The sequence below is a fragment of the Limosilactobacillus albertensis genome (assembly GCF_014145555.1).
Lineage (GTDB): Bacteria > Bacillota > Bacilli > Lactobacillales > Lactobacillaceae > Limosilactobacillus > Limosilactobacillus albertensis.
Genome location: NZ_JACIVD010000063.1, coordinates 1 through 15,288 on the forward strand (window position 1 = coordinate 1; position 15,288 = coordinate 15,288).

Here is a 15,288-nt window from a genome sequence, read left to right on the forward strand (position 1 = left end):
CCTTCTTTACATGATTTTTGTGGTGAATTGATTGTACAACATAAGGGCAGCAGTTGTCCTTTTTGCGTACAAAAAAACTGGCATTGATTTTGTATCAATACCAGAAAGTGTATACCCACAATATTCCTTCCTATTTATTAGTCGCGATCGTTATAACCCTTTGGATGAGTAGAGTGCCACTTCCAAGCAGTAGCAATAATGTCATGAACATCATCATATTTTGGATCCCAGCCAAGAATGTTACGAGCCTTATCACTAGCGGCAACTAATGAGTCAGGATCTCCAGGACGACGTGGTGCGATCTTTGCCGGAATTGGTTCACCAGTAACTTCACGAGCAGCTTCTAGCATTTGCTTGTTTGAGAACCCGGTAGATGAACCAAGGTTAAATGCATTACTCTTGTTGCCCTCCTTAAGATACTTGATCGCAAGGATATGCGCATCTGCTAAGTCCATAACGTGAACATAATCCCGCACGTTAGTACCATCTGGCGTGTTGTAGTCATCCCCAAAGATACTCAATTCTTTCCGCTTACCCTGAGCAACTTGAAGAATGATCGGTACTAAGTGGGTTTCTGGGCCATGATCTTCACCAATCGTACCATCTGGCGCCGCCCCGGCAACATTAAAGTAACGGAGAGCAACGAACTTAATACCATAAGCCTTGTCCGCCCATGCCATCATTTCTTCCATCATTAACTTACTCAAGCCATATGGGTTAATTGGCTTTTGCGGATCAGTTTCCTTGATCGGCATGTGTTCAGGAACACCATAAGTAGCAGCAGTTGAGCTAAAGACGATGTACTTAATATCATGATCATGCATTGCTTCTAGCAAGGTGATCATTCCGCCAGTATTGTTATCAAAGTACTTCAATGGTTTGCTCATTGATTCAGGAACGATTGAGAAAGCAGCAAAGTGAACAACTGCTGTAATATCTTCATTATCAAAAATCTTATCTAAGAATTGACGATCACGGATATCGCCCTCATAAAACTTAGCCTTAGGATTAATTGCATCACGGTGACCTGTTGATAAGTTATCAGCAACTACTACATCTTCACCGTGTTCAATAAGGTCTTTTACCATATGGGAACCGATATATCCGGCACCACCAGCAACTAAAATTGACATCTTGTTTCCTCCTTGATCGAACTAAAGCTTTCATAGTGATTGTAGCACAGTTTCACCATCACTAATCAGTAAAATTTAGTAAAATAAAGTAAAAATTTAACTATGATTATTATAGTGACGATTTTAACTGTTCAAAATTAATTTGCTGGTCTAAGTATTTAAATAAAATACCTTCTCTTAGCCCGCTGTTACTAAAACTAATTTCATCAATTGATAATTGCCGCATCAATGAGATTAACGGAAGGAGACCCCCGACGATTACATCAGCCCGAACTTTAGTAATTCCTCGAATCCCCGCGCGTGTCTGGCGGTCAACCTCTAATAACTGCCGCATAATTAAAAAGGCTTCTTCTGACCGCATTGTCAAACCATGCACTGGGCTGACCGTCTCTGGATTAAGCGCCTGTTGCCAACGGTATACTTTGGCCAACGCACGGTTACAACCGCCTAACGCAATAATCTTAGTCTGGCGCATGCGATTAAGCCACAGTTGCTGTGAAAGAACCTCGTCAATTCTAACCATCGCATCAAAAAGATCGGCCGGATTAATCTTATCATCAAGGTGATATGTTTGTGAGATGCTGACAGACCCGATTGGGATACTAACAGTCTCTTCAGCCTCGCCATTATTAACTGAGATCAACTCCATACTTGCCCCGCCGGTATCAATAATGATGCCCTTGTCAATCGGCAGTGTTTTACTAACGCCAACATAATCAAGGTAGGCTTCTCGTTCACCACTAATTACTCGAATATCAAAGCCTGTTTCCCGTCGCACTTTTTCAATGAATTGAAGCTGGTTCTGCGCTTGACGAACAGCCGCCGTCGCAACCGCAATAATTATCAAATTTTTATTCTGATATTGATCACAAATTGTCCGAAACTCTTTTAGTGCCACAATTGTTCGCTTTACTGGCGCAGGCTTAAGTATTTTCTCCGGCCCCATATTCGATGCAAGACGAACATACCTTTTTTCATATTGAACGGTTTCATAATTACCGGCACCTTGGATCCGTGTTATTTTAAGCCGAACTGAATTTGATCCCAAATCAAGAATTGCAAGATGTTGCTCTTTGCCCATAAACTATTCATCCTTTCGTTCATCTAAGTGCAGGCTTGATACGTGGCGAGTCAAAGTCTCAAAAACTGAGGAAAAATGCTTTTTAGCCTTTTTTTCCTTTTTCTCCTGTTCATTTAACTTCATCGCTTGTTTGACAAAGTACTCTTGGGAGCTAAAAGGAGCTGCATTCCCACGATCAATCCGTTCATAATGATCACCAACGAGTTTACGGGCTTTAACATTATCTTTCCACATCACATCAAAAATATGAATTGCATGTGCTTTTGTGTCAGGCTGGTTTACCGGATAAAGTTCTTCAACCCGCCGATTAAGATTTCTCGTCATCATATCCGCACTAGCAAGATAAACCTCTTCATGACCATTACTCTTAAAGTAATAGATTCGTGAGTGTTCAAGGAACCGACCGACAATCGAATGAACTTCGATATTGTTATGAATCTCTGGGAGATCATTGCGTAAACAAGTAATCCCCCGAATAAGCAATTCAACCTTGACGCCATTAGCAGCCGCATCATATAGGCGGGCAATAATTTGTTTATCCGACAATGAATTCATTTTCATCCGAATTAAGGCTGGATTACCGTTCTTCGCATTTTCAATCTGCTCATCAATTTTTGCATTGATAAAAGTCCGAATCCCATCAGGAGAAACTCGCAGCTCATTGAAGTAAGCTGGGCGGGCAAAACCGGATAGCATATTGAACAGGTTTGTCATATCAATTCCCAGTTCATGATCACATGTAAACAGCCCCATATCGGTGTAGAAATGAGCCGTGACATCATTGTAATTACCGGTTCCGAGGTGCATATACCGACGAAGGCCATCTTCATCCCGCCGGATAACCAGTGCAACCTTACAGTGTGTTTTGAGTCCTACTAGTCCATAGATAACGTGACAGCCCATTTGTTCAAGCCGTTGCGCCCATCGAACATTATTCTGTTCATCAAAACGGGCTTTAACTTCAACAAGAACCGTTACCTGTTTTCCCTGCTGCGCTGCCATCCCTAAATATTTAATAATTGGGGAATTGCCTGATACCCGGTAAAGCGTCATCTTAATCGCTAATACATCAGGATCAACAGCCGCTTGATGGATAAAGTTTACCACCGCTTGGAAGTTGTCATAAGGGTGTTGCATTAAATAATCTTTATGACGGATTGAATTAAAAATATTATGTTCCATATCTAATTCTGGATTAAGGTATGGCTTATATGGCGGATAGCGCAAATCATCATGTCCATCGACCATCCCTGATAACTTCTTCAAAAATGTTAAATCTACCGGTCCATCAACCTCATATAGGGATCGTTCGCTTACATGTAAGTTATCAATCAGTTGTTCTTTTAACCAATCGTCAATTGATTGGGGAACTTCTAGCCGCATTACCTGACCGTGTTCCCGTTCACGTAACTGGTGTTTTACCGCACGTAGCAAATCAGAGGTATCTTCCTCTGCCACATCTAAATCCATATCCCGCATTACCCGGTACGAAGCCGTTGCTAAGATCTCATAACCAGGGAAAAGCGCCACTAAAAATTCAGTAATAATCTCATCAATTAAAATAAAATTATTTTCTCCGGGTAACCGAACTAGCCGCTTATAAATTTCTGGAACCCGGACCGTTGCAAATTTAATATCCGCCTCTTGACGATCATCATGTGGTTCTGCTTGCGGACGGTGAACTTCTTGATCGCCTTCTAGAATCGCCTCTTCCAGATGAGCCGTTGGTTGAGTTCGCCGGCGAAGTTGCACGGCAATGTTTAAAGAATTATTTGAAATGAACGGAAATGGGCGTGAAGCATCATCCGCCATCGGGGTTAACACGGGCATCAATTCATCATTAAAGTAACGACGAATAAATTCATACTGCTTTTCATTTAGGTCCCGCACATGCAAAATCTGAATATCATTTTTAGCAAGTTCAGGTATAATCTGCTGGTTATATACTTCATAGCGTTGCTTAACCATCCGGTGTTCTTTTTCATTTACCGCATCTAGTTGTTCCTCTGGTGTTAAACCCGACGCGTCTGTGGTGGTAACATTAGCAGCAGCGAGTTTATGCAAAGAAGCCACCCGCACCATAAAGAATTCATCCACGTTACTCTGGGTAATTCCCAAAAAGTTGGCCCGTTCTAATAATGGATTTGCGGTGTCCGTTGCTTCACCTAATACGCGACCATTAAAATCAATCCAGCTCAATTCTCGATTAACATAATTTTGTGGCTTATAAAAATCCTTGTACATATTAAAGATCACTCCTCTCAGTTAAAACCGGCTGAATCCCATATACATCCCTAAATAATTGTGATTTTTGACTAAAGGACCATTTTTCAAGCACTAGGTCGTCATTCGCCGTTGCTTTAATAATTAACTTACTATCACCAACAAGTTTTAATTTAATACTCGAGATTTTTTGCAATCGTGAGTCATCTAACGCATCAACCAACCGTAAAATAGCGGCCAATTTAGCTACCGGCATCTGAATTTCATCATCAAGGTGCCGGTAATGGGCCTGACTGATATCTGGTGATTCCGCACTATGGTACCGAGCAACTTCTGCAATGATTCGATTATCCTTATCTGAAAGACCAATTAGCGGCGTTGTTTCCATAATATATGCCGAATGCCGATAGTGTCCCCGTTGGTTGATAAAATTACCAATATCATCAATTCGGCTAGCAATCTCTAATAGTAACCGCTCATGCTGACCTAAACGGTGAATCGGGCGTAACTGATCGAAAAATTGAAGTGAAAAATTGGTAACGAAATCACGGTGAGCTGAATCAACCCCATACCGTTCTGAGATATTATCAGCAGCTGTCCTAATCATTTCGTTGATTTGTCGTCTTGTTTGATCATTATTGACACCGATCCCGTGAGAAATCCCATCCATTGTTGAGATATCTGTAACATATATTCCTGCTGGTTGGATTAACCTAACAGTCCGGGCCGTTACTAAATAGTTTGGCAGTAATAATTCAAATTGCTGATCATCAATCTGAATATTTTTGATCAAACCATCTTTTACGGGAGAAAGAATTTTTTGATAGTCTTCATGGAATTTATCAAGCGGAACTTCCGCAATTTGACGATTATGAGGTAAAAATAGCTTATTAAGTGACAGTGCGTTTTGAATCATCATCACTGTATGTTTTTTCTTGGTTAATTCTGGAGTTAGATATTCCAATTTACTGCTAATATAGTCTTGAATAATTTCAGTCGGATTTGTAGCTGTCTTACGAAGACGGTTTACTAAATGACTAATTTTTGCGTTCCCCAGGTCTATATCCCACGCACGCTCAAAACTCCCATGATGGAAGTATGCCAAAGTTGTTGAACTAAGACCAATGCTTAATAAGTACATATTATGCTTGCTCAGTTTAGTAAACTCCGGCAATAGGGTTAGGAGATAACTCATTGATTGCGCCATTAACTGATTATTATTCAACCATTCAATCTTCATTCCCGTCCGTACCTCTAATTGGTCGGCCACATAACGGGTTGCCACTGGATCAAGGTCTTCAAGATCGCCATAAAATTTTACGGGAGTTGCTTGATAATCCTTAATAATCTGCTTAAATCCCTCAATATTATTAACAATTGCCGACATATTTTCCGAATAGTTGGCAACCTTGGTTTTCCCAATATTTAAGAGACCCGATTGAACATTATTCACGACTTTAAGTGTTGGAACTTCTATAATTCGTAAATTTACCTGATCGGGTTCGAGGTAAATTATTGCCGTTAATGATCTTTTCACGTCAACTCACTCCTCATAAATTACTACTATTCATAGAATAACATCTTCACATAAATGTCTCTACATCAAACCACTCAGATATTGACCAACAAGCTTAAAGTAGTCATCAATCGCAACAAAAATGTTAATCTTTCCGAGTGCATATAAAATAACCCCTAAAGTCCGATAGAACCGAACTCTAGAGGTCTATTTGTGTTTTTTAAATACTACTGGAACGTGATAATGAATTCCCAAACGGCTTCTATCACGTCCTCATTCTTTATTTACTTTTAATACCATTCAATTTGGGCAATCGCATCAATTTGGTTATCAGAACTGATTTGATGACAGGTTATTTTTTGATTTTCTATCATTTTATTAACCTTACTATCAATCTTTTCACCATCGCGAACTTCCTGTAAATACTGGAGGTTAAATTTTTTCAACCGATGTGTTTTCAAGAAATTACGGCCGAGCGGATCAAGCAACCAATCAAAGTAGCGGGCGTTATTAACATGGTGGTTGGCATCAAGGTCAAAATAACGGACACGGTAATCTCTTTCCACAATCGGCGCCTCTTCATTTAACTTTTGCGGACGCTTCAATCGCGGAATTCGTTTAACAATTGGTGAACGAAATGGCTCAATTAAGGCTGCTGGAATTGATTCCATCCTTCTAGTTTTTAAATTCATAAAAACGAAAATGGCTTTAATTCGTGCATACTCAATATTATGCTCTTTATCTGTTATCCAAAATTCACGAACAGCGAAGAAACGATTATATGCAACAGCTCGTGTTCCTAAAATAATAGTTTCACCAAAAACGGGTTGTTGTTCGGCAAGCTGTCCTTCATACCCGCTTACTACCCACGTACCGCCAGTTGCCTGAACTTTTTCAATGCCCATCCCTAACGACATACTATGTTCATCTGAGGCCATCGAAATCATACTTAATAACATACTCATACTAGGATGACCGGTTTCATCACACTCATAATACGTTAATAAGTGAGACATCTCATAAGTTTGCGTTCCCTGCTTTAGTTCCATAATTTTCTCCTACAATTGGTGATATTGTTTATATAATTCTTGCCGCTTTATATTATTTTTCTTAGCCACAAGTTTAATAGCCGCATTAGTAGACAAACCATTTAGAACTGCTTTATCTACTTGTTCAGTTAGCGACAGCTGCAGATCATCATTTTGTTCTTCAGCTGGATGATCATTTCCAGCTACCAAAACTACAAATTCACCACGTGGCTGATGGCTATCAAACCACGTAGATACTTCAGCTAAGGTACCGCGGGTAAATTCTTCATAACGTTTAGTAAGTTCGCGGGCTAAAACTACACGGCGTTCTCCCCCAAAGACTTCTGTCATCGTCATCAATGTCTTCTTTAATCGATGTGGCGCTTCGTAAAAAATCATCGTTTCTTCACGATTCTTCAACTTTTCAAGCGCTGCGACCTGCTGTTGGTGCTTACGTTCTAAAAAGCCGAAGAAATAAAACGGTTGCGGAACTAAGCCCGAGGCAATTAGTGCTGTTAAACCAGCATTCGCGCCAGAAAGCGGAATAACCGGTAACCCTTCTTTTACAGCAGCTACGACCAACTCTTTTCCGGGATCAGAAATCGATGGCATTCCCGCATCGCTGCACTGTGCAATAGAGTAACCGGCTTTTAATTTTTTAATCAACTCTGGGACCCGCTGTTCAGTATTATGCTCATGAAAACTAATCTGGCGAGTTGTAATATCAAAATGATTCAACAGTTGCTGGGTGTGCCGAGTATCTTCAGCAGCAATCAAATCAACTTCTTTTAAGGTCTTGATTGCACGAAAGGTCATATCCTCCAAATTGCCGATTGGCGTTGGTACAAGATATAGGCTTCCCGATTGATGTTCATTAAAACTACTAATTTGCTGCATAAAATCTCCTAGTTCATCATTCCCTGATCATGCCCAAAAATTGCATCAAGGCAAAAAGTACACGATTCATTCGGTTCTAGTCTTTTACCATAGTATTCACTACATACGTGAAAGCCCTGTTGGTAAAGCTCTTTTAAGTTTTGACGAGAAACAGAAAGCTGATCCTTATTACGCTGTGGCTGATTTTCTTTTATAACTTGTCTTAAATGCTTATTTTCAATTGAAAGCTCAACATTTTCTTCAGAAATAGCAATAATTTTTGCCTGTAACTGCTCCATCTTTTTTACTAAATCCTGTGTTTGGCCCATTACCTGCGCAAATTGTTCATAAAGATTATCCGAATTGTATTCTTCACTCATCTTCTCGCCCCTAACTAATGCTTAAGATTTGCACAAGCCGAATTGTTAACTGTTCAACAACATTTTGAAAACTAATATTTTGCTCTAACATATGACGCGTCTCTAAGGTTGCTTGACTAACTGCTAATAACTGCGCAGAAGAGTACTTCTTTACTACTTCTTGGATCGTAGCCAATGCATTACTAAAGTGGAGACGGTCAGTAGCCGTAACACCTGTACTAACCATTAAGGTGTCCCGCCAAATCAAAGTAATAAGATCAAGGATAACCTGTTGTTTTTCCCGATCAGCTGCCAGCTTTAATAAAATTGTCTGAACATCAACGAAGCCTAGCATATCAGCCTTTCCAGTATCTTTATACCACTGAATAATAGCTCTTATCGTATCATCAAACCAATTATCTTGCTGCCACTGTTCAATAGTTGCTACCGAATCCGTAATCCCTACTGCAATCTGACGCTGTGTTGCCGGTATATCATGTTCGGCTAATACCTTTAATAATGCAGCCCTTTTCAATGGCGGAAGCTCTATTACTTGTGTCCGTGATCGGATTGTCGGTAATATTGCACTTTTATTAGTTGTTAACATCAAAATATATATACCGGGACCGGGTTCTTCAATAAATTTAAGGAGACTATTAGCAGCCCCATTAGTCATTTTGTCAGCATCTCTGATAATAAAAACCTTTTTATTACCTTCAACTGCACTTTTAGAAAATTCAGCTTTTAAACGCCGAATCTCATCAACTTTTATCTGCCGACCTTCTGGAGCTGCATAGACAATATCAGGATGGTTGCCCGACAATATTCGTTGACACTCAGCACATACCAGATCCGGCTCATTATCTTGCGGATGTAAGCAAAATAAACGCAACGCCAACCACTTCGCAATAGACATCTTGCCTGAGCCTCCCGGACCTACCAGCAAATAGGCATGGGCAAGCTCACCGTTAGATAATATCTTTTGAAAGCGTGTAATTATCGTTGGCTGTAGTTGTTCAGCACGTGTTCGTTCTTGTTCAGCCACCCATCTCACCTACTTAAAATTTAATGAAATCTTCAACTGGTAAAACAAAGACCGTTGCCCCGCCAATCTTAACATTAACAGGAAAGGCCGAACCACCTTCAACGTCCATATGCATTTGTGATGTAACATATTGTTCACGTGATTCCGCATTCTTTTTAATTACAGCCAATACATCTTGGACACGCTCGTCTTCAATCCCAATTAAAAATGTTGAGTTACCTTCACGTAAAAAGCCACCAGTTGTTGATAACTGCGTAACGTGGATTTCTGCTTTATTAAATGCCTTCCGTAAACGATTGCTGTCTTTTGATTGAACAATTGCAATAATCATTTTCATATTAATCACCCTTTTTATTAAAACAAATCTGAAAACCGGTCATGAATTGTCATCTTTACGTCTTTAATTACATTTGCTAACGGTTGACTTGCATCAATCAACTTGATTCGGTCTGGATGGGCATTATAAAGCTTCAAATACGACTGACGGACAGTCTGGTGAAAAGTAAGTTTTTCTTTATCTAACCGGTTAACTTGATCAGACCGATGCTCAGCAATTCGTTCAAGGCCAAGTTTCGATTCGATATCAAGATAAATTGTTAGTTCTGGCATTAACCCATTGATAGCAAATTGGTTAATCTGCCAAATCTCTTGTTCTCCAAGACCGCGGCCTGCACCTTGATAAGCGATTGAACTATCTACATACCGATCACATAGGATTATTTTCCCCGCTTTTAAGCCTGGAATTATTTCTGAAACAATATGTTGTCGTCGTGCTGCCGCAAAAAGTAATGCTTCTGTTCGAGCATCCATATCAGTATTTTGACCATCAAATAATACTTGTCGAATTTGCTCAGAAATCTTGTTACCACCTGGCTCACGTGTATACATTACCTTTTCTTTACCTAGCCGTTGTTCAAGGTCTTCTTGAATTTGCCGAATAACACTCGTTTTGCCTGCACCATCCGGTCCTTCGAATGATATAAATTTTCCGTCCATGTTTCTCTCCTAGCGATCAATTACCCCATCATTCAGCGTACCATGCACTTTAAATTTACGAGCAATCTTATACAGGTATAAAAACTTCTGCTCCTGAATCCGCGACCGATAATGCAGCTCACTATTAACATTTGCTTCGTATACTGCACGTTCAGTCTCACGTGCATGATCCCAACTCGCCTTTGTAGAATATACCGCTTCTAAGAGACGACGATTTCGTTCACGCTCAACTTCTTTTGATGGTCGTTTAAAAAACATTCTTTTACATCTCCGTTCGCCCTTGCACAGCCTTAAATAATGTCATTTCATCTGCATAATCAATATCAGCACCAACTGATAATCCATGTGCTAATCGCGTAACTTTAATTCCGGCAGGTTTGATTAATTTAGCAAGGTACCCAGCTGTTAACTCACCATCAGATGAAGCATTAGTAGCAATGATGATTTCTTTTACCTCATCATCCTTTTTCAATCTCTTGAGTAAGCTAGTAATGTTTATATCCTCTGGCCCAGTGCCGGCAACCGGCGAAATTACGCCATGCAGGACATGATACAAGCCGTGGTATTCATGCATCCGTTCCATTGCCATTACATCTTGCGACTGTTCAACAACCAAAATTTGTGAATGGTCACGGGTCTTATCGCGACAAATCGGACACGGATCGTCTTCTGTAATGTTGCCACAAATACTGCAATTATGAAGATCCCTTTTAGCAGATAAAAGCGACTTAGCAAAGTTTGTCACATCATCTTCCTGCATACTTAAGGTATAGAAGGCAAGACGAGTAGCTGTTTTTTGACCAATTCCCGGTAACTTAGTATAACTTTCGATTAATTTTGCTAGCGGTTCTGGATACTGGATCACTTTTTACAACCCCATACCTTGTGTGTACTTACCAAGTTTTTGCTGTGTTGCTTCATTAACTTGCTTCATTCCATCCTTAACAGCAGCAATTACTAAATCTTGCAACATATCAATATCATCTGGGTCTACAGCTTCCGGCTTAATCTTTAAGTCAACTAATTGGTTGTCGCCGCTAAAAGTAGCAGTTACCATATCATCCGGTGCCTTACCAACAAATTCTTGCTTTGCCAATTCTTCATGTTCTGCCATCATTTTCTTTTGCATTGCCTTAGCTTGCTTCATCATTTGTTGCATATTCATTCCACGCATCATAGTATCATCCATCCTTTATATTTAATTATCTTCTATTTTAACAATATCACTGCCAAATAACTTTTGCGCTGTCGCTACCTGGTTATCTTGCACCGTCTCTTGTTCTGCCGGTGCCTCATTTTCTGGAGGTAGAGGTGGTTCTTCAGGAGAGATGGCTGAGGCAGCTTGCGTTTGACTGGTAGTCTTGGCAGCTGCTGGCTGATTTTGCTCAGATACCTTTGTTTCCTTTTGTTTCTTGCTAAAACCATGGTCCCTGATAAAGTCTTGGCGAATCTTCGGCCACTTATCCTTTGGTACAAAGACAACCTGCCGTTCATTGCCGGTCAGTCTCTGAAGCGCATCTTCCATATTCTTTAACAAGGTCGTGTCATCAGCAGCCTGTTGGAACAAAAACGGATAGTCAAATGCCACAATTATTCCAACCGCACTAGCTGCAACCGGCTGAGAAACATGTAATAACGAACGCTGGGGGACAGATAGCAGATTTAACATATCTCCCCATAATTCACGAACGTTAATTAAGTCTTGGCGAGTGGCGTTTTCCAATACCGGATAAACCTTATTAAGGTTAACCTGCACTTTCTTTTGCTGAACCCGCGGCTGTTCGTTTTGTGAACGCGAGACTGGACGACTGGCCCTTGCAGGACTGCTTTGTAATTGCTTAACGGTTTGTTGTAACTGTTGAACTTCCTGTTGCAGTTTTTCAATCGTCTCGTTTTTAGAAATATCGACTGTAGACTGATCAGTTAATTGTCCATTACTCTTACGATTAACCTGAGCCAGTTTAATCGTAAGAACCTCTAAATATACATCCGGATGAGTTGTAAACCGCATCTCTTCTTGAATGTTATTTAACTCATCAATCATTTGATATAAAGTCTCTGAAGATGCTAGCTGTATTAGTTCTTCAAAGTCCTCTTTTTTTAGGCCGGTACTCTCAACACTAATCAGACTTGGGGATTCCTGATATAACAAAATATCACGAATAAAAGAAATCAAATCTTCAATAAAGCGTTGACCGTCTTTTCCTTCAGCTAAGATGTCTTTCATGGTATCAAGAGCGGTTGCTCCCTCATGTTTGCAAACTTCTAAAAAGTATTTTTTTAGCAATTGTTTGGTAACACTACCAGTAACTAACAGCGCATCGTCTAGCTTTACTTCATTATCACTGAAAGAGAGAACCTGGTCAAGAATACTCAACGCATCCCGCATCCCCCCTTCAGCAGCATTTGCTATTACCCATAATGCTTTTTCATCATAAGTAACCTTTTTTTGATCAAGAATAAATTTCATTCGATCAAAAGCATCTTGTGCTGAAATTCGGTGAAAATCGAATCTTTGAACCCGCGAAATAATTGTTAACGGAATCTTATGCGGTTCAGTTGTGGCTAAGATAAAAATAACATTAGCCGGTGGTTCTTCAAGCGTCTTTAATAGAGCATTAAACGCCCCTATTGAAAGCATGTGTACTTCATCGATAATATAAACTTTGTAATCCGCTTGTGTGGGGGCATATTTTGCCTTATCCCTAATATCGCGGATCTCTTCAACCCCATTATTCGACGCAGCATCGATTTCAATCACGTCGTTTAGCTGACCGTTCGTAATAGCCTTACAAATATCACATTCATTACATGGCTCACCATCTTTTGAATAATGACAGTTAACCGCCTTAGCAAAGATTTTTGCTGCCGAGGTTTTACCAGTACCACGCGGACCAGCGAACAAGTATGCATGGCTTATCTGGTGAGTGATAATTGCGTTTTTTAGGGTTCTTGTAACAATCTGTTGACCGACAAGATCATCGAATCGCTGTGGTCGCCAGACACGATATAATGCCTGATAACTCATCGCTAGACTCCCTTTCCAAATTTAAAATACCATAAAATATTATACTAGGTATTAAGCATATAAAGTAGTTAAAATATATATTAATTATTTTAACTAAATTTTTAAAATAAAAAGAAGTACGAAAAAAGAAAGGAGACTGTGAAAATATTATTTCCACAATCTCCAGCTTTATTATCAATAAAACTTAGAGCACAAGGTATATCATACTTAGTGCTGCTTCCTTCCAGACCTGACACGGTTCGTAAGCATACCCTTGCTCTAAGGCCTTACGGCAAATAGTATAATACACTATTTTTATTTAAATTGCTAGAGGTTAGTTCTATTTTTTCGCCGCGCTTCTTTACGTCGGCGCCGGATCTCACGGAAAAAGTTTTTTAACATTTGGCTGCATTCATCGCCTAAGATCCCCGAATAAACATTAACTTGGTGGTTTAAACGGGAATCATTTAATAAGTGGTATAAACTATCAACAGCTCCCGCCTTGGGATCCGCTGCCCCATAGTAAACATTCTTTATCCGTGCATTTATAATTGCACCGCTACACATAATACAAGGTTCCAAAGTAACGTATAGGTCACAATCCTCTAACCGCCAGCTTCCCATATTGGTACAAGCCTCCATAATTGCAAGCATTTCAGCATGGTAAGTTACGTCTTGAAATTTTTCGCGCATATTATGGCCGCGACCGATTACTTGTCCGTTATGAACAACGATTGCCCCAATTGGTACTTCATCTAAAATCTTAGCTTGTCTTGCCTCCGCAATTGCTAACTTCATAAATTTTTGCTGTTCAAGCAATGATGAATTATTTTTTTCCATTATTTTTCTCCAACTACTTAAAATTCACCTGCTATTCAGTGTATAATACTAAATTAGTTTTTCAAATTAATTAATTTTGCTAATCACCTGTTCAAAAATTTTATCACCCGAAATGTCAATTTAAATTAGAAAAATGTTGAAAGCTGTTCATCTGTGACGTGACTTAGGAATACTTCAAGTGGTGTGCGGTAGTGAAGTGACTTCCGTGGAATAGTATTTCGTTTGTGCATCAGCTGGGTGATTAGTTCATCTGGTAAATTACGGAAGTCTAATCGTTTACTGAGACCGTCACGACGTAAGATACCATTATTGTTTTCATTCAGGCCGCGTTGATTGGGCGCTCCAACCTCCGCAAAATAAGTATGAAGATCATGTTTATTGGCAATCTCACGCCAGCCCGCGAATTCCTTACCATTATCAAAGGTAATCGACTTAACGAAATGACGAGGTATTTTAGAAAGCCATTTATCCAAGTGATAGTTAACTGCTTCATCAGTTTTACGATGAACGTTAAGCACAATCATCACCTTAGATTGACGTTCCACCAAGGTCATGACCGCACCACGATGAGCTTTTCCTTGAACAGTATCAGCTTCAAAGTGACCAAACTCGTGTTGGTAGTGAGGAAAATCATGGTATCGCTGGTAAATACTCCGACCGAGATGCCCCGCCTTACCACGTCGTTCGACATAGCCATTGGGGTGTCGCTTGCCTTTCATCGGTAATTGCTGGACGGCAAAATTGTACTGTCCACGAGCAAACATCCGATAAAGTGTCCGCATACTACAGCTAATTGTCCGTTCTGCTCGACCAATGATCGTATCAGGTGTCCAGCCCGCTTTAACCTGCTCATTGATGTAGCTGATCTCATCCTTGGCTAGCTGAGCCTGCTTACGACCACAACGCTGCTTATTCCGTTGGTAAGCCTTAAGATACTGTGCAATGGTCTTACCGCTATCAAGAAATCGATAGACTCGGTAAATAGTTTCTTGGCTTCGTTTAAGCAGTTTAGCAGCTTGATAAGCCTTCGTACCTTGGTGCCAAAAATTAGCTATGAGGGTTAGTTCACGTGTGGTAAGATGTTTATAAGTCATTTGTGATGTTCCTTTACTTTTGTTTGTGGTTATTCAAAAGTCTATCACAAATGGCTTTTTTATTTTTCTAACTTAATTTTACAAACGGCG

At 40.0% G+C, this 15,288-nt stretch carries 16 protein-coding genes and 1 other RNA gene; all 17 read right to left on the minus strand.

Going from position 1 to position 15,288, the window contains the following annotated elements; genetic code table 11:
• Window positions 1-137 precede the first annotated feature (137 nt).
• Complete coding sequence (gene galE / locus H5S41_RS06410) at window positions 138-1,133, minus strand: UDP-glucose 4-epimerase GalE (protein ID WP_182602737.1); 996 nt, start codon at window positions 1,131-1,133, stop codon at window positions 138-140.
• A gap of 109 nt (window positions 1,134-1,242) precedes the next feature.
• Entirely contained in the window at window positions 1,243-2,214 is a 972-nt protein-coding gene (locus H5S41_RS06415; RefSeq protein ID WP_182602738.1) for a Ppx/GppA family phosphatase, read from the minus strand.
• Window positions 2,215-2,217: 3 nt separating this feature from the next.
• Window positions 2,218-4,458: an RNA degradosome polyphosphate kinase gene (locus H5S41_RS06420; RefSeq protein ID WP_182602739.1), complete on the minus strand. Its 2,241-nt coding sequence runs from the start codon at window positions 4,456-4,458 to the stop codon at window positions 2,218-2,220.
• 1 nt (window position 4,459) lies between these two features.
• Window positions 4,460-5,974, minus strand: coding sequence for an exopolyphosphatase (locus H5S41_RS06425; protein ID WP_182602740.1), 1,515 nt, complete (start codon window positions 5,972-5,974; stop codon window positions 4,460-4,462).
• A 269-nt stretch (window positions 5,975-6,243) separates the two neighbouring features.
• Window positions 6,244-7,002, minus strand: a complete 759-nt coding sequence (locus H5S41_RS06430; RefSeq protein ID WP_182602741.1) for an acyl-[acyl-carrier-protein] thioesterase — start codon at window positions 7,000-7,002, stop codon at window positions 6,244-6,246.
• A 9-nt stretch (window positions 7,003-7,011) separates the two neighbouring features.
• Complete coding sequence (rsmI, locus tag H5S41_RS06435; RefSeq protein WP_182602742.1) at window positions 7,012-7,878, minus strand: 16S rRNA (cytidine(1402)-2'-O)-methyltransferase; 867 nt, start codon at window positions 7,876-7,878, stop codon at window positions 7,012-7,014.
• An 8-nt stretch (window positions 7,879-7,886) separates the two neighbouring features.
• Complete coding sequence (locus H5S41_RS06440) at window positions 7,887-8,237, minus strand: DNA replication initiation control protein YabA (protein WP_182602743.1); 351 nt, start codon at window positions 8,235-8,237, stop codon at window positions 7,887-7,889.
• A gap of 10 nt (window positions 8,238-8,247) precedes the next feature.
• On the minus strand, window positions 8,248-9,261 hold the full coding sequence (holB, locus tag H5S41_RS06445; RefSeq protein ID WP_182602744.1) for a DNA polymerase III subunit delta': 1,014 nt from the start codon (window positions 9,259-9,261) through the stop codon (window positions 8,248-8,250).
• A gap of 13 nt (window positions 9,262-9,274) precedes the next feature.
• The gene (darA, locus tag H5S41_RS06450) at window positions 9,275-9,598 is read right to left on the minus strand and encodes a cyclic di-AMP receptor DarA (protein ID WP_153710720.1); all 324 of its coding nucleotides are present in this window, start codon (window positions 9,596-9,598) and stop codon (window positions 9,275-9,277) included.
• A 17-nt stretch (window positions 9,599-9,615) separates the two neighbouring features.
• A complete protein-coding gene (gene tmk, locus H5S41_RS06455) occupies window positions 9,616-10,257 on the minus strand; it encodes a dTMP kinase (RefSeq protein ID WP_182602745.1) in 642 nt (213 codons plus the stop codon).
• A 9-nt stretch (window positions 10,258-10,266) separates the two neighbouring features.
• Window positions 10,267-10,515, minus strand: a complete 249-nt coding sequence (locus H5S41_RS06460; RefSeq protein ID WP_153710722.1) for a YaaL family protein — start codon at window positions 10,513-10,515, stop codon at window positions 10,267-10,269.
• A 4-nt stretch (window positions 10,516-10,519) separates the two neighbouring features.
• Complete coding sequence (recR, locus tag H5S41_RS06465) at window positions 10,520-11,122, minus strand: recombination mediator RecR (protein WP_003666331.1); 603 nt, start codon at window positions 11,120-11,122, stop codon at window positions 10,520-10,522.
• A gap of 3 nt (window positions 11,123-11,125) precedes the next feature.
• On the minus strand, window positions 11,126-11,434 hold the full coding sequence (locus H5S41_RS06470) for a YbaB/EbfC family nucleoid-associated protein (RefSeq protein ID WP_153710723.1): 309 nt from the start codon (window positions 11,432-11,434) through the stop codon (window positions 11,126-11,128).
• A gap of 21 nt (window positions 11,435-11,455) precedes the next feature.
• A complete protein-coding gene (gene dnaX / locus H5S41_RS06475; protein WP_182602746.1) occupies window positions 11,456-13,285 on the minus strand; it encodes a DNA polymerase III subunit gamma/tau in 1,830 nt (609 codons plus the stop codon).
• A gap of 173 nt (window positions 13,286-13,458) precedes the next feature.
• Window positions 13,459-13,556: signal recognition particle sRNA small type (gene ffs, locus H5S41_RS06480), an RNA gene on the minus strand.
• Between the two features lie 35 nt (window positions 13,557-13,591).
• Window positions 13,592-14,104, minus strand: coding sequence for a tRNA adenosine(34) deaminase TadA (gene tadA / locus H5S41_RS06485; protein WP_182602747.1), 513 nt, complete (start codon window positions 14,102-14,104; stop codon window positions 13,592-13,594).
• A gap of 125 nt (window positions 14,105-14,229) precedes the next feature.
• A complete protein-coding gene (locus H5S41_RS06490; RefSeq protein WP_085720378.1) occupies window positions 14,230-15,198 on the minus strand; it encodes an IS30 family transposase in 969 nt (322 codons plus the stop codon).
• Window positions 15,199-15,288: the final 90 nt, after the last annotated feature.